General features: G+C 60.1%; 26 protein-coding genes and 1 pseudogene. 10 read left to right on the forward strand and 17 right to left on the reverse strand.

Annotated features, from left to right (window positions below; genetic code table 11):
- Positions 1-24: 24 nt before the first annotated feature.
- From ccmI to AC2FPW_RS13205, 7 genes are all read right to left on the reverse strand, one after another.
- Positions 25-1,176, reverse strand: a complete 1,152-nt coding sequence (ccmI, locus tag AC2FPW_RS13175; protein ID WP_008327282.1) for a c-type cytochrome biogenesis protein CcmI — start codon at positions 1,174-1,176, stop codon at positions 25-27.
- Complete coding sequence (locus tag AC2FPW_RS13180; RefSeq protein ID WP_127657317.1) at positions 1,173-1,646, reverse strand: cytochrome c-type biogenesis protein; 474 nt, start codon at positions 1,644-1,646, stop codon at positions 1,173-1,175. The genes ccmI and AC2FPW_RS13180 overlap by 4 nt, the downstream gene beginning before the upstream one ends.
- Entirely contained in the window at positions 1,643-2,209 is a 567-nt protein-coding gene (locus AC2FPW_RS13185) for a DsbE family thiol:disulfide interchange protein (RefSeq protein ID WP_007803389.1), read from the reverse strand. The genes AC2FPW_RS13180 and AC2FPW_RS13185 overlap by 4 nt, the downstream gene beginning before the upstream one ends.
- An 8-nt stretch (positions 2,210-2,217) precedes the next feature.
- A complete protein-coding gene (locus AC2FPW_RS13190) occupies positions 2,218-4,218 on the reverse strand; it encodes a heme lyase CcmF/NrfE family subunit (protein WP_040884124.1) in 2,001 nt (666 codons plus the stop codon).
- 65 nt (positions 4,219-4,283) lie between these two features.
- Positions 4,284-4,589, reverse strand: coding sequence for an SHOCT domain-containing protein (locus tag AC2FPW_RS13195; RefSeq protein ID WP_222481198.1), 306 nt, complete (start codon positions 4,587-4,589; stop codon positions 4,284-4,286).
- Positions 4,525-5,991 (reverse strand): ATP-binding protein, encoded by a 1,467-nt coding sequence (locus AC2FPW_RS13200; protein WP_335949221.1) that lies wholly within the window; start codon positions 5,989-5,991, stop codon positions 4,525-4,527. Before AC2FPW_RS13200 ends, AC2FPW_RS13195 begins: the two co-directional genes overlap by 65 nt.
- A complete protein-coding gene (locus AC2FPW_RS13205; RefSeq protein WP_007803380.1) occupies positions 5,991-6,713 on the reverse strand; it encodes a response regulator in 723 nt (240 codons plus the stop codon). Before AC2FPW_RS13205 ends, AC2FPW_RS13200 begins: the two co-directional genes overlap by 1 nt.
- A gap of 188 nt (positions 6,714-6,901) precedes the next feature.
- Here AC2FPW_RS13205 and AC2FPW_RS13210 point away from each other — a divergent pair, with 188 nt between their 5' ends.
- The 5 genes from AC2FPW_RS13210 (at position 6,902) to AC2FPW_RS13230 (ending at position 9,578) form a co-directional block, all read left to right on the forward strand.
- Entirely contained in the window at positions 6,902-7,375 is a 474-nt protein-coding gene (locus tag AC2FPW_RS13210; protein ID WP_008327269.1) for a rhodanese-like domain-containing protein, read from the forward strand.
- Positions 7,376-7,415: 40 nt separating this feature from the next.
- Complete coding sequence (locus AC2FPW_RS13215) at positions 7,416-7,901, forward strand: ion channel (protein WP_008327268.1); 486 nt, start codon at positions 7,416-7,418, stop codon at positions 7,899-7,901.
- A gap of 161 nt (positions 7,902-8,062) precedes the next feature.
- A complete protein-coding gene (locus AC2FPW_RS13220) occupies positions 8,063-8,512 on the forward strand; it encodes a DUF6010 family protein (protein WP_008327267.1) in 450 nt (149 codons plus the stop codon).
- Between the two features lie 3 nt (positions 8,513-8,515).
- Positions 8,516-9,178, forward strand: a complete 663-nt coding sequence (locus AC2FPW_RS13225; protein WP_008327266.1) for a TVP38/TMEM64 family protein — start codon at positions 8,516-8,518, stop codon at positions 9,176-9,178.
- Between the two features lies 1 nt (position 9,179).
- Positions 9,180-9,578, forward strand: a complete 399-nt coding sequence (locus tag AC2FPW_RS13230; protein WP_425463158.1) for a cation diffusion facilitator family transporter — start codon at positions 9,180-9,182, stop codon at positions 9,576-9,578.
- Here AC2FPW_RS13230 and AC2FPW_RS13235 read toward each other — a convergent pair.
- The 9 genes and pseudogenes from AC2FPW_RS13235 to AC2FPW_RS13275 form a co-directional block, all read right to left on the reverse strand.
- Positions 9,555-10,568 carry a transposase gene (locus AC2FPW_RS13235; RefSeq protein WP_420854810.1) on the reverse strand — a complete coding sequence of 338 codons (1,014 nt, stop codon included), beginning with the start codon at positions 10,566-10,568 and terminating at the stop codon, positions 9,555-9,557. The genes AC2FPW_RS13230 and AC2FPW_RS13235 overlap by 24 nt on opposite strands.
- A gap of 18 nt (positions 10,569-10,586) precedes the next feature.
- The gene (locus AC2FPW_RS13240) at positions 10,587-10,799 is read right to left on the reverse strand and encodes a hypothetical protein (protein WP_420837136.1); all 213 of its coding nucleotides are present in this window, start codon (positions 10,797-10,799) and stop codon (positions 10,587-10,589) included.
- Positions 10,800-10,997: 198 nt separating this feature from the next.
- Positions 10,998-11,171, reverse strand: a pseudogene (locus AC2FPW_RS13245) (hypothetical protein); the annotation flags it as partial.
- A gap of 141 nt (positions 11,172-11,312) precedes the next feature.
- The gene (gene merA / locus AC2FPW_RS13250) at positions 11,313-12,764 is read right to left on the reverse strand and encodes a mercury(II) reductase (protein WP_009807474.1); all 1,452 of its coding nucleotides are present in this window, start codon (positions 12,762-12,764) and stop codon (positions 11,313-11,315) included.
- A gap of 57 nt (positions 12,765-12,821) precedes the next feature.
- Entirely contained in the window at positions 12,822-14,171 is a 1,350-nt protein-coding gene (locus AC2FPW_RS13255; protein WP_008335974.1) for a dihydrolipoyl dehydrogenase family protein, read from the reverse strand.
- A gap of 63 nt (positions 14,172-14,234) precedes the next feature.
- The gene (merF, locus tag AC2FPW_RS13260; protein ID WP_050759304.1) at positions 14,235-14,465 is read right to left on the reverse strand and encodes a mercury resistance system transport protein MerF; all 231 of its coding nucleotides are present in this window, start codon (positions 14,463-14,465) and stop codon (positions 14,235-14,237) included.
- 97 nt (positions 14,466-14,562) lie between these two features.
- Entirely contained in the window at positions 14,563-14,859 is a 297-nt protein-coding gene (merT, locus tag AC2FPW_RS13265; protein ID WP_222481190.1) for a mercuric ion transporter MerT, read from the reverse strand.
- A 22-nt stretch (positions 14,860-14,881) separates the two neighbouring features.
- Positions 14,882-15,187 (reverse strand): heavy-metal-associated domain-containing protein, encoded by a 306-nt coding sequence (locus tag AC2FPW_RS13270; RefSeq protein ID WP_009807473.1) that lies wholly within the window; start codon positions 15,185-15,187, stop codon positions 14,882-14,884.
- Positions 15,188-15,199: 12 nt separating this feature from the next.
- Positions 15,200-15,607 carry a mercuric transporter MerT family protein gene (locus AC2FPW_RS13275; RefSeq protein WP_176244179.1) on the reverse strand — a complete coding sequence of 136 codons (408 nt, stop codon included), beginning with the start codon at positions 15,605-15,607 and terminating at the stop codon, positions 15,200-15,202.
- Between the two features lie 96 nt (positions 15,608-15,703).
- Between AC2FPW_RS13275 and AC2FPW_RS13280 the strand changes: the two genes are divergently transcribed.
- Positions 15,704-16,105, forward strand: coding sequence for a MerR family transcriptional regulator (locus AC2FPW_RS13280; RefSeq protein ID WP_008335980.1), 402 nt, complete (start codon positions 15,704-15,706; stop codon positions 16,103-16,105).
- 329 nt (positions 16,106-16,434) lie between these two features.
- On the opposite strand, the gene AC2FPW_RS13285 is transcribed toward AC2FPW_RS13280, so the two are convergent.
- The gene (locus AC2FPW_RS13285; protein WP_008335981.1) at positions 16,435-17,502 is read right to left on the reverse strand and encodes a hypothetical protein; all 1,068 of its coding nucleotides are present in this window, start codon (positions 17,500-17,502) and stop codon (positions 16,435-16,437) included.
- A 226-nt stretch (positions 17,503-17,728) separates the two neighbouring features.
- Here AC2FPW_RS13285 and AC2FPW_RS13290 point away from each other — a divergent pair, with 226 nt between their 5' ends.
- From AC2FPW_RS13290 to repC, 4 genes are all read left to right on the forward strand, one after another.
- On the forward strand, positions 17,729-18,634 hold the full coding sequence (locus AC2FPW_RS13290; RefSeq protein ID WP_496814110.1) for a recombinase family protein: 906 nt from the start codon (positions 17,729-17,731) through the stop codon (positions 18,632-18,634).
- A 225-nt stretch (positions 18,635-18,859) separates the two neighbouring features.
- Positions 18,860-20,047: a plasmid partitioning protein RepA gene (repA, locus tag AC2FPW_RS13295; RefSeq protein WP_496814080.1), complete on the forward strand. Its 1,188-nt coding sequence runs from the start codon at positions 18,860-18,862 to the stop codon at positions 20,045-20,047.
- A complete protein-coding gene (gene repB, locus AC2FPW_RS13300; protein ID WP_496814081.1) occupies positions 20,044-21,060 on the forward strand; it encodes a plasmid partitioning protein RepB in 1,017 nt (338 codons plus the stop codon). Before repA ends, repB begins: the two co-directional genes overlap by 4 nt.
- Before the next feature lie 177 nt (positions 21,061-21,237).
- On the forward strand, positions 21,238-22,473 hold the full coding sequence (gene repC, locus AC2FPW_RS13305) for a plasmid replication protein RepC (protein ID WP_496814082.1): 1,236 nt from the start codon (positions 21,238-21,240) through the stop codon (positions 22,471-22,473).
- The last annotated feature ends 99 nt before the right edge of the window (positions 22,474-22,572 follow it).

The raw sequence follows: 22,572 nt of genomic DNA on the forward strand, positions 1-22,572 counted from the left end.
CTCGACCGGGACACCGAGCAGTAGTCAGCCGCCGAGCCGCTCAAGCGCGGCACGGACCGCCGCACGCCGAGGATCACTGGCGGGCTGCTGCTCCAACAGCGCTTCAGCCTTGCGGTAGGCCTCAACGGCGCGATCGGGCTCCTGAAGGACGGTATAGGCATTTGCCAGCCGCATCCAACCATCCAGATCGTCCGGTTCATCCTCAAGACGCTCGGCCAGCCGCGAGACCATCGATCGGATGAACTCCGCGCGATCCGCGTCATTCATCTCCGACGCCGCCGCGACATCTGCGGCACTCGGGCCCGGTTGCGACGTCGGCCCGCTGGGTAGATTGACGACCGGAAGGTCAGCTGCCGCTGCAATCCGGTTGATCTGCGCTGCATAGGTCTCCATCCAGGGAACGTAAGCCTCTTCCTGATTCAGTCGTGAAACAAGCAGATCGTAGGCCTTACGCGTCTCTTCTTGCTGAAAGTAATACAGAGACTCGAAGTAGGTTGCCGCAGGATTGGATGGGTCAAGGTCCAAAGCGCGATCAATGGCCAATTTCGCCCGTGGAATAACAACGCCGTCATTGGCAACCGCGACAGCCTCTGCCAGCATGGAGAATGTCGCGGAGGTGGCATCCTCCCGTTCGGCAACGACTTCGAAGGCTTCGACGGCATCGGCTGCTCTGCCCATGCGCTGATAGGTCTGGCCCAACAGCATCCACCCTTCGCTAGGGCCGCCGGTCGGATCGGATACAAGCCTTTCGCGAAGTTGTATTGCCAGCGCCGTCACTTCATCTGTCTGTGCCCGCTCCTCTGCACGGGCAGCGAAGGCCATTGAAGGAACCTCCGGCGATCCCATCGTCAGATAGTAGCCCGCGGCAATAACCGGCGCGAGGACCGCCGCGACAACGAGAGTGACTCTGCCACCATTACGGGATGATCCGGCTTTTTCTTCCGAATTGCGGGTCGTCGCGAGGATCCGTTTCTTGATCTCGAGTCTGGCCGCTTGAGCTTCCTGTTCAGAAATCAAACCGCGGTCCATGTCTCGTTGGATTTCCCGCATCTGATCGGCGAGGATCGCCGGTACCGCATCCCCTCTGGTGAGAGTGTTCGATTTGGACAGCAGCAGCGGGTAGAGGACAATTCCGATTGCGACCAGCGTCAAAAGAACGAAAATACCCCAGATCATGACGCATCCCTCGCTTCGTTTTGCCTGAGAATTTCGGACACGGTGTTCTCATCCTCCGAGCCCAAGTCTTCAAATGCCTCTTGCTTTCGCCGACTCATCAGTAGCCCGCCACCAACGAAAACCCCGATCAGAACGAAAGCGATCGGAGCGAACCAAAGCGCGTAGGTCGCAGGCTCCAGAGGCGGTTTCAGCAGCACGTAATCCCCGTACCGCGCCCGTATGTATTCGATCACCTCCGCGTCGCTGTCTCCAACGACCAGGCGCTCGCGTACGAGCAGACGCAAGTCCCGCGCCACACCCGCGTTCGAACTGTCGATGTCCTGGTTCTGACAGACGACGCATCGTAGATCCTTGGAAATCTCCCGCGCACGCTGTTCCAATACCGGGTCGGTCAGCATTTCGTCTGGTTCGACCGCATTGGCGGCAAAGGGAAAGAGCCCGATGCAAAACGCGAAAATCAACTGTCTCATGATGCTGCTCCCTTTGGCAGTGCGCCTGCCTGCTTCAGGGCTTGCGTGAACCGTTCGACGGCGTCCGGACCCACGACCGGCCCGACATAGCGAAACAGAACAGTACCATCGCCATCGACGATGAAGGTTTCCGGCACGCCTGAAAGGCCCCATTCGATCCCTGTCCGGCCTGAAAGGTCGGACCCGATCCGTTCGTAGGGATTGCCGAGGTCATTGAGCCACTTCACGGCATCTTCTGGTTTGTCTTTGTAGTTGATGCCGAACAACCGCATGCCCTCGCGTTCGACAAAGCGTGTCAACACGGCATGTTCCGCGCGGCAGGGCACGCACCAGGACGCAAAGACATTGACCACGACCGGTCGTTCGTTGCCTACAAGATCGCTTCGGGCCAGGCCGGGTGTCTCCAACCCCGGCACGGGATCGAGGTCGAACGCCGGGGCCGGTTGCGAGATCAGGACGGAAGGGATCTCGTTGGGATCCCGGTCGGGATTGAGCCCCCAGAGAAAAAAACCCCCGAATATGACCGCCGCAATAAACGGCAGCCCGGCAATGAGACGTTTCATCTTCTCTCCTACTCGGCAGGAACAGCATCGCTGGCTGGCTGTTTGGCGCGGCGCGGCGCCCCGACCCTCAAACGGCGATCCGACAAGGACAAACAGCCACCGATCACCAGCAGGATCGAGCCGATCCAGATCAGGTTGACGAGCGGTTCATAGAGGATCCGAAGGGTCCATGCTCCGGCGTTGTTCACTTGATCGGAGGCTGGCGTTGCAATCGACGTATAGAGATCACCCGCCAATGTAGAGCGGATGGCCGACTCCGTCGTCTGGCTTTCCGCGACCGGGTAATACCGGCGTTCTGGGAAAAGCGTCGTGACCAGCTCGCCATCCCGACGGACCACAAGGGTGCCGCGATCCGCGATGTAGTTCGGCCCTTGAACCTGTGTGGCCCCTTCGAAGGTGATGTCGAACCCCGCGATCGTGACTTCGGTCCCGGGGGCGGCAAAGACGATCTCCTCACTCTTCCATCCGGTCGAGCCGATCATCCCCATCATCAACACAGCGACGCCGGCATGGGCGAGTGTCATACCGTGAGAGGCGCGTGGCAGATTGCGCGCGCGTCTCGCGCTCTCTGCAAGGGGAACCTCGAACAGGCGGATGCGTAGCGCCCATTCCCGTAGGGTTGCAAAAAGCAGCCACGCTGCGCCAAGGATGGCAAGATAGGCCATGATCGGCCCACCGTTCAGAAGATACCATGCGGCCAAAGCTGCGATGAACGCCAGAACGACCACGAACCGAATGCGATCGAGCAACCCGGCGATATCAGCCCGCTTCCACGACAGGAATGGACCAAGACCCATGAACACGACCAGCGCCAGCATCATCGGAATGAAAGCCGCATTGAAGAAAGGTGGACCCACCGAGATCTTGTCCCCCGTGATAGCCTCGAGGATCAGCGGATAAAGCGTCCCGAACAGGACCGTTCCCGTAGCGGCGGCCAGAATGAGGTTGTTCACGAGCAGCCCGGCCTCGCGGCTGATCGGGCGAAACAGACCACCCGGCTCCATTTCGGGCGCCCGCCAGGCGTAGAGCGCCAGCGACCCACCGATGGACACGGCCAGCAGACCCAGAATGTAAAGCCCGCGCTCTGGATCGACGGCGAAGGCATGCACGGATGTAAGCAGGCCTGACCGGACGATGAACGTCCCGAGCAGCGAAAGCGAGAAAGTCAGGATGGCAAGTAGGATGGTCCAGCTTTTGAACGCGTCGCGCTTTTCGGTGACGATGGCGGAATGCAGCAGCGCCGTGCCCAGAAGCCAGGGCATGAAGCTCACGTTCTCGACCGGGTCCCAGAACCACCAGCCGCCCCAGCCCAGTTCATAATAGGCCCACCACGATCCAAGAGCGATACCTGCCGTAAGGCTGACCCACGCGGCCAATGTCCACGGGCGGACCCATCTGGCCCAGGCCGGATCGACGCGCCCTTCCAGAAGAGCCGCAACGGCAAAGGAAAACACGATGGAGAAGCCGACATACCCGAAATACAAGAGCGGCGGGTGCATGGCGAGACCCATGTCCTGAAGCAACGGGTTGAGGTCATTGCCGTCGAGCGGCGGCGGAAACACCCGCTCGAAGGGGTTCGACGTCAGCAGCAGGAAGGACAGGAAGCCGACGCTGATCCACGCCTGCACCGACAAGGTGCGCGCCTTGGTCTCGGCGGGGATGTTCGATCCGAACCAGGCGACGCCCGCGCCGAACACCGCGAGTATCAGGATCCAGAGCAGCAGCGAACCCTCATGGCTGCCCCAGGTCCCGGCCACCTTGTAGAGCATTGGCTTGAGCGAATGGGAGTTCTCGACGACGTTCCTGACGGTAAAATCGCTGACGATGAAAGCCTGCATCAGCGCTGCGAAGGCGATGGCCACAAACAGCACTTGTCCTATTGCCGTCGCCTGGGCGGATTTCATCCAGACGGCATTTCTACGCGACGCACCTGCAATCGGTAGAACACTCTGAACAAGCGCAAGCGCCAGTGCGAGGGCCAGTGCGAAGTGACCAATTTCCGGGACCATGGCGTTCTTTCCTATTCAGCGTCGGTGGGCGTCGCGTCGGACGGCTTTGGCGTCCGCGGCGGGGTCTATTCGTCGAGCGTTGCTTTGCGGCGACGGAACTCTTCTTCGTCGATTTCCCCATTTGCAAAGCGGCGCCTGAGCGCTTCCTGCGCGTCCGAGTCCGGGGGACGGGTGCCATTGTCCCGCAGCCTGAACACCAGAAACACCACCAATGCGATCAGCGCACCCCAGAAGGCGAGCATCATGAAGCCGCCCATAAAGCCATAGCCACTGCCCCACATGTGCCCCGTCCAGGAGCCTGGTCCATCAGCCTGCGCCATGCTGGCGGGCAAGCTGGCCAGCAACGGCAGGATCAACGCGTTCAGTTTCATCTGTTTCTCCTTCGATCAGTTCGGTTTCATCCAACGGGATGGTGACAACAGCGCGCAAACCCGCGCTGTTCTGATTGACCAGCTGGATATCGCCGCCATGGGATTGGACGATTGTCCTCGCGATTGAGAGCCCAAGCCCATAACCGCCCGTTTCCAGAGACCTCGATTGCTCGAGGCGATAGAACGGATCGAAGACCTTTTCCAACTGGTCGACGGGAATGCCGGGCCCATTGTCATCGATGTTGAGTACGAGGTTCGAACCGTGGGTCGCCCAGCTGACTTTTGCGGCACCACCGTAGCGAACGGCGTTCTCAAGCAAGTTCCTCAGTGCCCTTCGGAACGCGTTGGGTCGAAGCCGCACGGCAACATTATCACTCGGGGCAAAGGTGCAGTGTGCCGCCATATCGCTGCACAAGCTGTCCAGAAAATTGCGCAGATCGACCACTTCGGCACCTTCGGATCCGGTAAGGCCGCGTGCAAAGGTGAGCGTCGCTTCGACCATACTCTGCATCTCTTCGACCGATGCGATGAGGCTGTCCCGCGTCTCTTCTTCGTCAACCAGCTCCGCGCGGACACGCATGGCAGTCAACGGCGAGCGTAAATCGTGGCCAAGGGCTGCGAGCATACGTGTACGATCACTGACAAACCGGGTCAGCCGTCGTTGCATGCGGTTGAATGCGACGGTCAGATCTCTGACCTCGGTCGGCCCTGTGACCGCCAATTCGCCCACATCTTCGCCCCGGCCAAGATGGTCCGCGGCCTTCGACAGGTGCCGCAAAGGACGCGTCAGGCGCGTCATTACAAACCAGAAGATCGCCACCAGAAGCAGTCCGGCGGAAATCCCGAAGGTCAGCATCGAATAGAAAGGCCATTGGATCGGCGGTCGCTCGAACCGCGTTCCGACATTCAGCCAACGCGCTCCCTTGATGGCGATGGACAGGTTCATTTCAACCGCTGTCAACTCTCCGCGCATCATCGCGAGATGCATTTCTGTCATCTCGTCCGAGAGATTGGGAAGAGGCCGCAACTCGCCCTCGACCTCGTGCAATTCAACGCGAATATCCCGGCTGTAGCTGTCATCCATCAGGGCGCGTATGCGCGCTTCCACGATGCCGCCGTCCGAATGACCGGTGTGATCCACGATCGGAGCGTCCGACAGATCGAACCGGATCAGAGGCGAATTTGCCGCGCGAAGGATCGAGTCCTGCAGATCCAGCGGGGCCTCTTCGATCAACCGCGCGACATTCGCTGCGCGACCCGCGGCCTCGAATCCTAAAGCTGCACGGATCGCAAGGCTGCGCTCGTCGGCGAACAGGAACAGGCTGATCACCTGGGCCACGACAAGTGCCGCGACCACAAGCAGGATCAATTGGCCGCTCAGAGATCTCATCGCACGGCGCATCACGGCGCATCCTCGACATCGGCAGCCAGACAGTATCCGCCGTTCCGCACCGTTTTGATGACACTGGGCCTAAGTACATCCGGCTCGATTTTGCGGCGGAGACGGCTGATCTGATTGTCGATGGTGCGATCCATCGGGCCTGCCGTCCGACCAGCGGTCAGGTCAAGCAACTGGTCACGGCTGAGCACCATCCTCGCGCGTTCCAGCAGGACCGCCAGCAATTTGAACTCGGAGGTCGTCAATGGGGTCTCGGTGGTGGACTCGTCAATCAGCACCTGCCGGTCGGTATCCAGTATCCAGTGCGCAAAAGAGACTTTCCTCCCAGCGAGGCTTCCGGCCACAGGTTCGTCGCGGTTGCTTCTCCGAAGAACCGACTTGATGCGGGCGAGCAGTTCTCGTGGATTGAACGGCTTGGCGAGATAATCGTCCGCACCGATTTCCAGACCCACGATCCGATCCGTTTCCTCACCAAGCGCCGTCAGCATGATGATCGGAAGATCACCCTCTGGCGCAAGTCTGCGGCAAACCGACAAACCGTCCTCGCCCGGCATCATGACATCGAGCACGAGGAGGTCGAAGTGACCAGTGGCCAGCTTGGCATCCATCTCCACGGCATCCCTGGCGACGGTCGTGCGCATTCCGTTCTTCTCCAGGAAGCGCGCGACGCTTTCGCGTATCTGAGCGTGGTCGTCCACGATAAGGATATGAGGTGGCGGTCCCATGGCGTCCTTCCTAGATCATCGTTGCATTCTGTTTCATGGGCAGAATTGTAGCCGTTTGTATCAGGTCAGTCCCTTGCTACAGATGGATACAAATCTGTGCCTGCACCGTGTCGTGCTCCCGGGTAGCGTCGCGCGTATGTTATGTGACCTTTGGGATCGCAACCGATCAAAGGATGAGGTTTTTGAATATGGCTCTTGATTTGAACCGGCGCCGTTTCGTTCTGGGTGCTCATATGACGGTGCTGACCGTCGCGGCGTCACCGCTGTTGGCGCAGAGCCGATCTGTCTGGTCGGCAGAGAATGCCTTTGACGCGCTTCTATCGGATACGGCGCGGATCATCGATGTCAGAACGCACAAAGAGTGGCAAGAAACCGGCGTAGGTGCTGGTGTATGGCCGATAAGCATGCACGCGTCCGGTTTTCCGGACCGATTGTTCAGGGCCAAGGAACTGAGCGGTGATCGCACTGTTGGACTGATCTGCGCCACTGGCGGACGCTCCGCATCGCTGCTTCGAGCGTTGAGACAAGCTGGTTATTCGGGCTACGCCGATATCTCGGAAGGGATGTTGGGATCAGGCGAAGGGCCTGGCTGGATCGCATCGAACTTGCCGACCGTTCCGGTGGATGTCGCCCTGAACGGGTTGCCCCCCGCGTTGGCCTGACCAGTGAAGAATCAATTGGTCCCGTTGTGCTAAAAGCCTGATGTATGGTCAAATTGACCTGTTTGAACAGGAAGACGGGTTTGGGTGTATGACCGAGTTGATGGCTATGTTTGTCGGAATATGCGCGGCGATCGTGATGGGAATTGTCCATCATTATGCGTTGTCGGGCATTCTGAAGTTTTCCCCGCAGCGGTCGGATGGCTCCGGCTTTCGGATCATCCTGACGTTTTCCACGTTGCTGTTGCTGCATGTCTTGGAACTTGTGACGCTCGCCGTGTTCAACACGATGGTGGTGGCAAGCGTTCTGCCGCAATCGTTCAGCAACAGCCCTCCGATGTTTCAGGATGTTCTCTATGTTACGGGCATCTCGTTCTCGACCCTTGGCTATTCGTCCATAGAGGTGGTCGGACCCTTTCGACTATTGCTGATGCTGCAATCGCTTTTGGGCTTCATGTTGCTGACCTGGTCAGCGACGTTTCTTTACTCAGCCTGCCAGCAAGTCTGGCAGAAGGCGAAAGATGACTGAAAATCGCCACGCGCGTCGGACATGAGCTTGGCGTCAGCGTCAAATACGTCCTGATATCGGTCCTTTGACCTCACCGTGGAACGGTTGAGTGAGCGCTGCGTTGCGCGCGTGGATGAATAGCCCTTGACCTTCCAGTTGCTGGAATCCCTAGGTACAAAGCCATGGCACAGATTTTCGAAAAGACAGGCGATCACGTATCGCACCATCGACACGGGGATATCTTGAAATCTCCCGTATGGGTTGGCGTGTTGCTTGTCGTTCTCACATTGCCGGCTCACCTTTTTTTGGATGAGCAAAGCTCGATAGCTCTTGCTTCGATCACGCTTGCTTTGATTGGCGGTGCCTATATCGGCTTTGGCGCTGCGGACGGCAGAGCGCGCGTGTTCTGGGCAGAGCTCGCGGTCGCCCTTTTGTTCGGCTTAGCAGCGTTCCTGGGGCTGATATGGCAGTGGGCCTTCCTCCCCTTGGGCTTGGCCCTTCACGCCCTTTGGGACATGTCACACCACAATTCTTATCGTCTCGCCCGGATTCCGAACTGGTATATTCCATTCTGCGTGGCCTTTGACCTTTTGGCAGCGACGTTCTTCGTTCTGCTCTATGCCGTGTTTTGATCCATGATGATGCGCATCCTTCTTATGGCGGTGTTCCTGATGGGAGTCGTCGCATTGGCCTTCCCGGACGTCCTTGGCGTTGACATTCGCCTGCCGGATCGCGCGGAAATTGACCGCTGGATCGAGGCGGCAGGTCTTGCCGGACCAATTGTCATCGTGGCGCTCATGACAATCGCTATTGTCGCAAGCCCCCTGCCCTCGGCGCCAATCGCACTCGCCGCCGGAGCGGCTTATGGACACACGTACGGGACGCTCTTCGTCGTTCTAGGTGCGGAACTCGGTGCGCTTGCCGCCTTTGGTCTGGCCCGCGGCTTGGGTCGTCCCTTCGTTGAGCGTCATCTCGGTCAGAAGATTAACGCAGGCCTGTTCGGGTCCCAGAACACTCTGACCTTCCTGGTCTTCGGCAGTCGCCTGCTGCCGTTTCTGTCCTTCGATATGATCAGTTACGCCGCAGGTCTGAGCAAGCTGCATCTTTGGAGGTTCGCGCTGGCCACGATGGCCGGGATTATTCCAGCGAGTTTCTTGCTCGCTCACATGGGCAGCCAGGCGATGAACGGCGATGCCCGCACTGCCACATGGACCGCACTTGCGCTGGGTGGCTTTACCGGCCTGTCGGTTCTCTTCGCCGCGACGCGAAAGACCGGTACGAAACGGAAGGAGAGCTGATATGGCCAGTCATTCCCACGCCGGGCATATGCCGAGTTCCGGCAAGGCCCTTGTGATTTCGGCCTGGCTCACCGGCGTCTACTTCGTGATTGAACTGGCCGTCGGGCTCTGGACTGGCTCGATTGCCGTCCTGTCGGATGCGTTTCACACCCTGTCGGCGGTTGGCGGCGTTCTGGTGGCCATCATCGCGCAGCGCATTGCGCGCCGCCCGGCGGATTCGGCGCGGAGTTTCGGCTGGTACCGCGCCGAGATCATCGGGGCACTGGTGAATGGCGGCTTTCTTCTCGGTATGGCGCTTCTGGTGATCTGGATGGGCGCGATGCGGCTCGGGAATCCGATTCACCTGGTGTCGCGTTGCCCTTTAATCGGCTCTGCCTCAATCTGTGTGGTGGAACGGTAGCATTCTCGCCCGCAACAATTCTGGACCGGCTCGGCCGTACATGGCGCGTTTGAGGGTCTTCAGGCGATTGATCTGACCTTCTGCTTGGCCGTTGCTCCAGGGCATCTCGATGGCGTTTTTGACGGCTTCGTAGTCCCGGTTCACTGTGCGGGCAAAGCGCACGATGGGCGCCAGGTCGGTTTCGATCGCGTCGTCGATCCATGCAGGGAGCGGGTCTGCCACGCGGCCGCGCAGGATACCATTGAACCGCATGGCGAGGCTGCGCATCGATACGAAGGCGGGAGAGCGGGTCTTGAGCGCATCGACTTTACGCGCCTGATCCGAGGTGAGCTTGCCGCGCGGTTTGATGCACAGCGCGGCCGCGATGACCGGGGAGATCGCGTGCCCCGTTTCCGGGTCCCGAACCGGCTCCAGGATCTTGTGTTCTACCTTGGGATCGCTCGCTTGCTGTTCGGCTCTGCGCCAACCCGCCAGCAGCCGCTGCAAATGCGACTGGCTCCCCTCGTAACCACGCTCTTGGATCAGACTGAAAAGGGCGCTGCCAGTTCGAATGCCCTCCTTCCAGCTTTGGCTCAGGAACTCTTCAAAATACCATGGCGAACTCGGCTTCAAAGCGGCCCGCCTGCGGTCCGGTGGTGTTTCGAACTGCAGCCATTTCGCGATGCTGCGACGCGGAAACCCTGTTCGCCGCCCGATCTCGCTGCAGGAAAGTCCCTGATTTCGGAGCGCATGGATGGTGGTGAAAATCTCTTCCCGGGACGTCCTGTGCGCAAGGCGGGACTTCAGAAGGCTTCCGGCTGCGGTGATGTTGTCGGCGTCGGACAGCAGCGCCCTGCCGGTGGCACGGCCGTGAAGGTTCATCTGTTCCTCAATGGCCTGCCGCAGGTTTTGCACGATATGGAACCGGTCGGCGACCTGCTTTGCCTGCGGTGCCCCTTGCCGGGCAGCCTTGGCGTAGAGACCGCACCGATCTCTGCTGATCACTTCCACCTCGGGGTGTCGCTTTAGTCAGTTGGTGCAGGTGACGACATCTCGATCCTCGAGGATGTCGATGACCACGCGACGCTCCAGATCCACGATGATCGTGCCGTAGGTTTGCGATTTCCGCCAGCTCCAATCGTCGATCCCGATGATTGTCGGCGCCTCGGTGGTGCCTTGAGCACACCTTTTCAGCTGCCTGAGCACCGTGTCATCGCTGACCCCAAGGCCCAAACGATGCAACAACCGCTCCGCAGGCCGTCCGCCTGTCGCATGCCCAAGATGGCCGACAATCTCCCCTACACGCGAAGTACGACGTGCAAATGGACGCGCAATCGAGCTGATCTGGTCCGAGAAAGTCCGGCGCGGGCAAGCAGGCGCCAAACATCGCCAACGGCAAACTGCGAGATCAACCGTTACCGCGTCTCCATGCGCGGGATAATCCTGCAGCCACCGACGCCGCCAGCCATGACGTCGGCGTGAATGCAATCCACAGTCTGGGCAAATGCCGTTGGGTGCCAAGACGCCAGATACAATCCACCCGCCGGATTCACTTCGTTCAACGCTTTGAACTGCAACATCGCTGCCCGGCGACCAGTGCTTCTTCGAACTCACAACTATCCCTCCTGAATTTTCCAGTTTCAGGATAGTTGCGCCACACAAAGTGAGGCAGAGCCCAATTAAGGGCTACGCGACGCGATCAACGCACCGGGAAGTGTCGACAGAAGATCGGTCCTTTCCTTCAGCACCATGGCATTACCCCGCGCAGCAGCTGAGTTTGGCCACATCCTTGTCGAAAGTCTGGGCCGCAAGTTTCAGCCCTTCAACCGTGGTCAGATATGGGAAAATCGTTTCGCCGAGGGCCTTGGAGGTCATGCCGAACTTGAGCGCCATTGCCAGCGTCTGGATCGTGTCCGAGCCTTCGGGCGCCACGATCTGGCCGCCCAGCAGGCGGTCGGTCTTGGCGTCGGCCACCAGCTTGATCACGCCGCGGGTGTTGCGGGCCGCGGCGGCGCGCGGGACGTTGTCGAGCGTGATCACGCTGATCTTGACCTCGTGCCCCGCCGCCTTGGCCCCAGCCTCTGAAACGCCGACACCGGCCACTTGCGGGTCGGTGAACACGACCCATGGCATCGCCGCATTCTCATAGCGCATTGGCTCCAGTCCAAGGGCATTGTTGATTGCCACCTTGGCACCGTAGGCGGCCATGTAGACGAACTGGTCACGGTCGGTGACATCGCCCGCCGCCCAGACGCCGGCCCGCGTCGTGGCCATGTCAGGACCGACCTTGATCGAGCCGCGCGCGTCGGTCTCTATCCCGAGGTCTTCCAACCCGAGGTTCTCGGAATTGGCCACCCGTCCGGTGGTCACAACCAGCCGTTCGGCGGACAAAACCTCGGTCTTTCCATCGCGTTCGACAGTCAGAATGACGCCGCCCGCAGCTTTCGCGGCCGAGACGTAAGCAAGACCGGTCTCGACCGCGATGCCTTCGGTCTTCAGCGCTTGCGTCAGCGCCTGGGCCACCTCCGGCTCGGCGCCGGGCAGAAGGCGCGAGCGGGTCACAAGCGTGACTTTCACCCCCAGCCTTGAGGCCATCTGCGCCAACTCGCAGCCGATATAGCCGCCGCCCAGCACAATGATGCTTTCGGGCCGGTCGGGCAGGGTCAGCAGACCGGTGGAATCGAGGGTCTCCACGGTGTCGATGCCTTTGATGGCAGGTTGATGGGGGCGCGAGCCGGTGGCGATCAGGATGCGCGGGGCGGATATCACCCGCCCGCCGACAGCGACGCCACCCTCGACCAATCGCGCCGGGCCGTCCTCGATATAGGTGACGTTCTCATAGGCGGGCAGCAGGTCGATATATTTCTTGTGCCGCATCTCCGCGACCAGATCGGTCGTGCCTTTCACAACGGCTGGCCAATCCACCGCATGTTCGCAGGACGCAATGCCCGGGAACCGGGCAGCGGACGCGCCACCATGGGCCGCCTCTGCGGCGCGGATCATCGCCTTGGACGGAACGCAGCCGACGTTCACGCAGGTGCCGCCGATGGTGCCGTGCCCGACAAGCGCCACCCGCTTTCCGGCTTCAGCTGCAGTGATCGAAGCCGAGAACCCGGCAGAGCCCGCACCGACGACGATCAGGTCATAACTGTCGGCGCCGACATCCTTCGAAGAGCAGCAATCATGTTCCTTGACGGTTTGATCCATTTTCATTTCCTTTACTTGAACCGGGCGCCACCATCTTGGCGGCGGTCAAATTTCAATTCACACCATCGACCCGATGTCGGAGGCGTAACTGGGATAAGCGAAAATCATCGCCTTGATCTGATTTGCGGTCTGCCCGGCACCCATGGCCATGGCGAAAAGATTGATCTGCTCCTCGGCTCCTGGTCCGATCAGGTGCGCGCCGAGTATTTGCCCGCTGCCCCGTTCGACAAGAACCTTGAATCCGGTGTGTTTCGCGCCGACGCGCAGCGACGAATACCAGCCCTCCGTCTTCTCGAAATGCACATCGAACTTCAGCCCCTGCTCCCTGGCCGCCGCTTCCGACAAGCCCACGGTAGCAACCATGGGCAGGGTGAAGACCACTGACGGGATCGGCGGATACTTGATCTCCCGCGCGTCCTTGCCGCCCAGAATGTTCTTCCCCGCGATGCGTCCCTCTGCCGCCGAGACCGGGGTCAGATTCAACCCGCTATCAGCGCAGTCGCCGGCCGCGAAAATGGCCGGGTTGGTGGCGCGCATCGCGTCGCTCACCTTGATGCCACGGCGTGAGTATTCGACTCCAGCGGCCTCGAGGTTCAGCCCGTCTATGTTGGGCACGCGGCCGGTGCCATGCACCACCAGATCGCAAGTGATCGTTTCGGTGCCGTCGTGACGTTCCACGGTGACCACGACTTCGTCGCCCTGTTTCTCGATCTTCGCCACCTTCGCTTTGGTGCGCAGATCGACGCCCAGCTCTGCGGTCGCCTCGACCAGCATCGCGACCAGATCGGGATCAAAGTTGCCCAGGGGGCGGTCCATCATCTCCAGCACGGTCACCTCGCGCGCGCCCGCGCGCTTGGCCACATGGGCGAATTCCATCGCGATGAACCCGCCGCCGACAAAGGCGATGCGGTCGGGACGCTCGGGCAGTTCCAGGAAATCGGTCGAGGTGGCGAGATACTCCTCGCCCGGGATGTTCAGCGTCATCGGTCGGGCACCGGTGGCGATGTGGAAATGCTTCGCCCTCAGGGTCTCGCCGTTCAACTCGATCGCATCGGGGCCGGTAAACCGTACCTCTCCGTGCAAGACGTCGATCCCGGCCTTTTCCAGCCCGGCCTCGATGCGCGGTGGCATCGCGTCGGTGAAGCTGCGCTTGAAGGCGATCATGTCGGACCAGTTGACCGAAGGCTGCGCCTCCAGCCCCTTGCCCTTCATGTTTTCCGCCCACTCGACGCCCTCGGTGACGGCGATCAGCATCTTCTTGGGATCGCAACCGCGCAGGGCGCAGGTGCCGCCATGGGGCTCGCTGTCGATGCTGGCGACGCTCCAGCCGGCATTCGCCGCCATCCGGGCGACGCCATTGCCACCGGTTCCACCGCCGATCACGATAAGGTCGTAGCTCTTCGTCATAAGGTTTTTCTCTTCAATGCTTTGTCTGAGGCGCTATTTGGATGGATGTCAGCCCAGTTTCCCTCAGGACGCCGAGCCGCGCGCGTTCTTGCGCCAGAGCGCGTAAATGGTCAGCAGGATAAAGATGCCCAGTGCCGGAAACAGCACGAGGTCGAGATATCCGACGACGGCGGCCAGGCCGACCGCGCCGAAGAGGATCACCAAAATGGGCGTAAAGCAGCAGAGCGCCACAATGATGGTGCCGATGATGCCCACTTTCAAAAGGCCGTTCGAAGATGTGTCGTCTGAAGGCATCGTAATTTGTTTCCTCATGTCTGGTGCATCAATTGCGTGGTGCCACCGGATCCGGGATCGACCCGAACAGCCCAAAGACCTGTGCCGGTGCGTTGCTCTACTCGGCCGCGAAATCGGCCGGGCGGTGGATACTCTCACCGGCGGCCCGGGTTTTGGTGCAAGTCTCATCCGGTGCGCCATCGACACCTGCTGATCCCCTGCGCCTGATCTCGCGAACAACCAGCGCCGCGCCAATTGCCGCGACGACAGCGGCTATTCCGCCGAGCCCCATCAACCACCCGCCAATCCCGCCGAGAATGGTGGCTAGGATGACGCCACCGCCGCCGCAGCAGATCACCATGATCGGCGCGGCAATGATGAAGGCCAGAAGCCCGCCCAAATGTTTGTCATCCATGGCCATACCCGTCCTTCCGTGCTCAGGACTCCCCCGCCTGGAGCACCTCGGCCGGATAGCCATTGGCCAGAACCGCCTCGATGATCATGTCTGGGTTGGCCGCCTGATCGTCGAAGGCCACGACGTAAGTGCCCGTGCCAAACTCCTCGCCTTCCTGGAAGTCGACGATTTCGACCGTGGGCACGCCGCGCATCGCCGCCGCGACGGTGAACGAGCAGGTCGGGCATGTCAGTTCGGCGACACCGACATTGATGCGCTGTTCTTCGGCACTGGCGGGCATTGCGGCCAGAATGCCGAGAGTTGCGAGTGCGAGAGAGAGATGTTTCATCGGTTACGCCTTTCAGTAGGACAGGATGTAGGGGGTCAGGTAGGGGAAGATCATCGCCACGGCGACGATCCCGCTGGCAATCCAGAGAATGGACCGCATGAGTGTTCGGTTCATCGGTCGCGCGCAGGTGCCATCAACGCAGGCTTCGGCCGGGATCGGGCTATACGCCTTGTAAAAGCCGTATCCGATGAAAGCGGCACTCAGTGCGAAGGTGATCCACTTATATTGATAGAACGCGCCCAACTGGGCGATGAACACGCCGGTGACGCCGAAGCTCACCAGCACCAGCGGCAGGATGCAACAGGAGGTCATGGCCAGCGCGCCGAGTACGCCGAGCCCGGTTGTCGCCCATGCCTTTTTGTCAGCTGCCGGGGTTTCGCCCATTGCCGACTGGCGGCCGGCGGATGTGGTTTCAGTCATGGTTCGAATCATCCTTGCCTCAGTGATGATCTCAATCTAGGGTCTGTAGCTGGTACAGGCTCAAGGGGGTTTGGTGTGAATAATCATCACAGATCGGTGAAGGTCCTCAGGCGCGGAGATCTGGCCAAGCTGACCGGCTGTAATCTCGAAACTATTCGCTACTACGAGAACATCGGCGTCATGCCCGAGCCGCCGCGCTCCAGCAAAAATTATCGCGTCTACGATGACAGACATGTCGCGCGTCTGCGCTTCATCATGCGCGCGCGCGAGTTGGGGTTCACGCTCGACGAGGTTCGCGATCTGCTCGCATTGGTCGATGGCGGGGCCCAGACCTGCGGCGAGGTGCAGGGTCTGGCAAATGCGCATCTCGCTTCAGTCCGCGCCAAGATCGCGGATCTCAAGCGCATTGAGCACGTCCTGTCGTCCACCGTGGCGCAATGTAGCGGAGACGATGTGCCCGAATGCCCCGTCATAGATGCGCTGAGGGAGGAGGCCTAAAAGGTTTCTTGAGGAAATCCGCGGCAATCAAACCGGACAGTCCTTGGCTTCCGCGCTAGGAACACCGTGACCAATATCGCGGGCAGCGAAGAAACCGCGCTCTGAGGTGCCCCTAGTTTCCTAGACATCCGCTTCCACGAATCAGGCCGTAGCCGGCCAAGCTGATCAACTCGGACAGGTGCAGGCACAGAGTTACCGCAAGATTTATCGCTCGATCCGGCACCGCGGCTTCGAGGTGCTCGCGCCTCTCCTGAAGGTCGCGTATTTTACTGGAAACTGAATGGCTGAAATCCCGCTTGGGCATGTTCTTGTTCTCATTTAGGCAAATTCTAATTTGCTGTCCGCCACATTCGAAACTTTCCCTGCCCTGTTACCTCACGGACCAATCCCCTTTCTTCCATCCAGGTCAGGTTCCGCTGGACCGCCGCTCGGCTAGTGCCGGTCAGGGCCTCGGCCATCGGTGCGGAGAGGAGCGGCCATTCGGTCAGCACGGCACGCAAAGCCGGTGGAGTTTTGCCTGAGAGCGAGCTCATCTCTGCTTCTGTCCTCGCTGACCATGTCTCGATATAGTCCAAGTGCCGCATCGCGGTCAGGCAGGCAGTCTCCATCCCATCCAGCCAGCGAGCAAGACGCTCCGGTGGTAAGCCCGACGCGCGCAACCCCCCTGCCCCACCCATAGCTAGTGGTGCAAAGTTCGCTCCCTTTCCGTCGCTGGCCGTGATCCTTGCCGCGGTAACGGCTGCTTCGATCTGGTCGCCTTGTTGCCCGAGACCCGCCAAGCTCCAGAGGTGAAACCCCATGCAAGCCCGCGTGATCGGGTGTAGATGAACAGCTGATTTCATCACCTCCAGCCATCCGCCCGCGCGCTCCTCTAGCCGCTCGGTGGCATCCTCGATGTTCTCGGGATCGCGGCGGTCCAGAAAGGCCGCCAGATCGACCATTGGACCCGGACCACCCATCAGGCGGCGAACAGCCCAGCCAACTCTTGCCAAGGCATTCGGGTCATCCTGTGCGCCAGACAATCGCATTGATATCCAAAGAGCGAGGCGGTCAGAACTCACCCGATCCCCTGCAAGCCAGCTGAGGTCTGCCGCCTCGATCAGTGCCAGTCTGTGTCGCCAGCCATCCGGGCCACGCAGCAAGCGGTCATCCAGCGCACCCAGGCGTCCAGCCACCTTTGCCAGCCGCGCAGCCTGAGCCGCTTCCGCCTTTGCCCAGTCGTCGATGACAGCAATGTCGGACGGTTCTGCCCGTGGCCCGGGCGGCAAATCATCCGGTTCTTCTTCGAGCGGCCCCGGCAGGAACCAGAGGTCGTCCTCGTGAGCCCCCACATCCCCCTCGGTGGTGATGAGGGGGTCGTCAAAATCATCAGGAAAAGTAGATGCTTGCGGCTTCATATGTGCAAAATATCTATATTATGCACATTACCCAAGCGATTTTGTGGCAGTTGCCCGCGCTCTTTATATAGTACGGACGCGCGACTGTCGGCGGAACCTCTCAGATCGCGCTCAGTGCAAGAAAACCAAGGGATTGTGCACCAGCACGACAAGAGATCACTTGCTTGCATTCGTTTTCAAACGGTCGTTTAGTAGCGATACCTTAAATTGCAAACGGCCCGATTTTATGTCCCTGATAGGCTACGCCCGTGTTTCCACAGAGGATCAGACCCCCCTGCCCCAATCGGAGGCCCTCCAATCTGCGGGTTGCGCCGAAATCTTCGAAGAGCACGCCTCCGGCGGCAATCGCGCGCGTCCGGTGCTTGCGCGTGTGCTTGAACGCGTCCAGAGCGGCGATACGCTGGTCGTCGTTCGTATCGACCGCCTTGCGCGGTCCTTGTCGCATCTTCTCGAGGTGATTGAGCGTCTGGAGGCCAAGGGCGCCTTCTTCCGCTCCCTGCAGGACCCCATCGACACCTCATCCCCGCAGGGCAAATTCACGCTGCAGGTTTTGGGTGCGGCGGCGGAGTTTGAACGCGCACTGATCCGCGAGCGCACCAAGGCGGGGCTGGCCAGCGCCCGCACCAAGGGCCGGGTCGGCGGCAACCCGGGCCTACGCGCTCGCGATCCAGCGGCGCTACGCAAGGTGCGACTGGCGCGGCAAGACGGCTACATGGAGCGGCTGAACGAGACGGCGCAGGACTGGGTGCCACATGTCCGACGACTTCGACCCGATATGGCTTGGGAAGACGTGCTGCGGATCATTAATGGCTCCCTGCCCCACGGCCGCCACTGGACGCAAAGCCGGTTACTCCGCGCTGTGAAGGCATATGTGCGGGACGGGTTCCTGCCCGCTGAAGTGCTTGGCCGCGCAGGGCGCCGCGGAACCGACGACCGCCTGCCGGCGATTGTAGCTGCGATCAAGGGTGCAGATCCCGACGTCACGCTGCAGGCGATCTGCGACCGACTGGAGGCGATGCGCGAACGGACCCCGCGTGGACGGGCCAAATGGCAACCGTCCTCTGTGAAGATGCTGCTGGAGCGGGCTGAACAACTTGCGTTGCTAGAAAATGACAATGCGATGAGCAAATAGTTGACGTGAATGCCGCTCCGCAGCGGATTCTCATCCGGTACGTTGCCGCATTGTAGTCGAAGGCCACAGGCCGAACATACTTGTGTTTCAGCTGCGCTGGTCCACTAGATGTGGAAAAACCTTGCGCGAATCTGACTCTTGCGCCAATAGTCACGGAAACGAGGCAAAAAACGTCAATTTCCGTGAACACGCCAGAGAAGCGGTGTCTCGGAGGCGAGAGGGCAGATGAACAAGACCTTTGTGCATGAAGATCTCAACGCGGTGATCCGCCAGCATTCGGAATGGCTGGCCAACCAATTGCATTCGCAACGTGAGAGCCTGTTTCCACCAGATGCCGAGAAGACCATGCGCAAATTCACCTCTGGTGAGGCAGCCGCGCTGCTCGGTGTCAACGATTCCTATCTTCGCAAACTCAACCTCGATGGCAAGGGGCCTTCTCCCGAGCTGACTGCTGGCAACCGTCGTCTCTACTCGGCGCAGGACATTCAGGCGCTGCGCGTGCTTCTTGAAAAAACCGCACGCAAGCCGGGTGATTACATTCCCGGGCGGCGGGATGGCGACCACCTTCAGGTCATCGGCGTGATGAACTTTAAGGGCGGCTCAGGGAAAACGACAACTTCTGCTCATCTCGCCCAACGGCTTGCCCTGCGCGGATATCGCGTGCTGGGCATCGACCTGGACCCACAGGCCTCCTTTACAGCGCTGCACGGCGTTCAGCCGGAATTGGACCTCGAAGATGGCGGAACGCTCTACGATGCGATCCGCTATGAAGACCCGGAGCCGATCCGGCAGGTCATCCGCAAGACCTATATCCCCAATCTCGACCTCATCCCCGGTAATCTCGAACTGATGGAGTTTGAGCACGATACTCCCCGTGCTTTGGCGCAGGGAAATGCCGGTTTGTTCTTCTTCCGCGTGAAAGAAGCCCTGGCTCAGGTGGATGATGACTACGACGTCGTTGTCATCGATTGCCCACCGCAGCTGGGGTTCCTGACGATGTCCGCACTATCCGCGGCGACCGGCGTATTAGTGACGATTCATCCCGAAATGCTCGATGTGATGTCCATGTCGCAATTCCTACGAATGACCGCCGACCTTATGGACGTGATCGCGGAGAGCGGCGCCGACATGTCTCATGACTGGATGCGCTACGTATTGACCCGCTACGAGCCGCAGGACGCGCCGCAGAACCGGATCGTGGCATTCCTGCGAACGATGTACGGGGAAGCCGTTCTGAATTCGCCCATGTTGAAGTCCACTGCAATCTCCGATGCTGGCCTGACCAAGCAGACGCTCTACGAAGTGGAACGCAGTGCGTTCACCCGTTCCACCTATGACCGCGCGATCGAGAGCCTGAACACGCTGAATGACGAGATCGCCGAGCTGATCCAGAAAACCTGGGGGCGCACATGACCAGCGGTAAGAAGAAGCGCATGTCCATGCTGGACAGTCTCGCGACGGCCAGCGCGCCCTCCCCTGCCCCGCAGGCTAATGCCGTGACACCGATGATGACCTCGAACCGCGCCCTTCGCTCTGCCCGCGACGCGGTCGATGCCCATCACGTCTGGGAGCTGGACCCGGCGAGCATCGAGGACGGGCGCATGGCTGACAGGCTCGACCCGGCCGATGTGCTGGACCTGCGCGATGCGATCGAGGCGAACGGTCAGACCGTCCCGATCCTCGTGCGCCGTGCGCCAGGCGAAGCCGACCGATACCTCCTGGTCTATGGGCGCAGGCGGCTGGAGGCGATCCGCCGATCCGACAAGATCACAAAGGTTCGCGCGCTGGTCGCCAACCTGGACGACGACAGCGCCCTACGTGCCCAGATTTCCGAGAACATGGCTCGGCGTGATTTGTCCTTTATTGAAAAGGCCCTGTTCGCGCAGGAACTTGTGTCATCCGGCTTTGGAAATCAATCTCAGGTTGCAGAGATTCTTACCGTCACGAAGTCTTCCATATCGATGGCAATCGCGATCGTGGACATGGTCGGGCCGGATCTGGTGCGCGCCATCGGTGCCGCGCATGGCATTGGCCGACCCCGGTGGGAATCCCTTGGTCGGGCCATCGACGAGAATGGTCTGGACCGCGAGGAACTGATCCGGATCGCGAAAGAAGCACACGTTAGGGCCGAGGGCTCCGTGGTTGTGGATAACGCCGGACCCGCCGATGACCCGTCCGTCCAGGCGTTCGAAGCGGTGATCAAGCTCGTGACGAAAGCGGTCAAGCCGGCCAAGCCCCCCTCCCCTGCCCGACCCTCCAGCGTACCGCTGAAGATCGGTGGCAAGCGTGGCGGCACGGTGAAACGCACCGCTAAGGGCCTTTCGATCGAGTTGGCAGGCGGAGATTTCGCCGATTGGTTCGAGACGCAAGTACATGATATGATTGAAGAACTTCACGAGCGTTGGAAGCACCGTTCGGAAGACTGAGGAAGAGCAGAAACCAACGAAGGAGGCACAAAAAGGCAAAAGAAAAGGTCCCGCAAAGCGACCACTCCACGAGACCCTAACTTGTTTCTAGCACCTTCAAGGTAGTGTCCGGAGCCGTTTTCCGCAAGTCCAAAGTGATTCGCGGGCCAGGAATTCTTTGTCTTCGTGATTGAAAAAATGGACTACACGCCCGTAACGCCGTTTCGGCGAACGATAGATGCTGCCATCCTGAAACATCAGGCAGCGACCCAGGAAGACCTGCCCCCGACCGGCGCCAACAAGTGGGAGGTCTTGAGGGAGCTCGCTGCCGCTCGAGTCGCGTTCGGCTTGTCCGATCGGGATCTGACAGTGCTTCAGGCACTGGTCAGCTTTCACCAAGCGACGATCCTCGGAGGGAATGACAGCGAGTTGATCGTACATCCGTCCAACAAGGCGATTTGCGAGCGCTTGAACGGCATGCCCTGCTCCACAATGCGGCGGCACCTCTCTAACCTCGTACAGACCGGTTTCGTCGTCCGCCGCGACAGCCCCAACGGCAAGCGCTATGCGCGCCGCTATGGGGACGAAAAGGTTGCGTTCGGGTTCGATCTCTCGCCGCTCGTGCGGCGCTTTCAGGAGGTCTGCGAGGCCGCCGAGGCCGTCCGGGCTGCAGAGGAACGTTACAAGCGCCTCCGCGCCACCGTAAGCCTAATGCGGCGCGACTTGGCAGGTCTGGCAGAGTACGGCAGCTCGCTGCGCCCGGATTTGGGCCTTTGGGATCAATTCTCCGACCTTGCCGTCCTTACAGCCCGAGATCTTCGTAGAAAGCTTGAGATGGCCGATCTCAAGCAGATCGAAAAGGCTTTGGGCGCGGCTTTGGACCAGGCGCGAGACCTTCTTGGGGATGGCAATACAGAAAATATGAGCACCAATGATGCTATTTCTGAGCAGTACTATCAGAATTCAAATAAAGACCCTTATGATCTTGAACCTCGCTTAGAAAAAGCGCGGGATCCAGACAAAGCGCTTGAACGAGTAGACGCTGGAGTTCGTGTAGATCGTCCTGAGGATGAAGGAGATCCCCCTGAAGAACCTGAAGACCAACTCATGCCGAATATCCCGCTTGGACTTGTTCTCGCATCTTGCCAGGAATTCAAATCATATGCTGAACAGCCCGTGCGCCATTGGCACGACTTGGTCAGGGTTGCTGATATCGTCAGGCCCATGATGGGAATCTCACCGTCCGCTTGGGATGAGGCAAAACGCTACATGGGTCCCGAAGAAGCGTCCGTCGTCGTTGTTGCGATGCTTGAACGGTTCGGGGATATCCGATCGCCGGGTGGGTATTTGAGATCCTTGTCGGCCAAGGCGGCTATCGGCGAATTCTCTTGCGGGCCGATGATCATGGCGCTGATGCGTCGGGATGCTGCATGAGGAGTTCACAGTTGTGAACCGTGCTGAGGTTTCTTCCTTGTCCGCCAAGTTCACAGCTGTGAACTTTCTCCCTGCATGGCCAGAGTCCGAACATCTGGC

Source organism: Ruegeria sp. SATB027, from assembly GCF_059613825.1.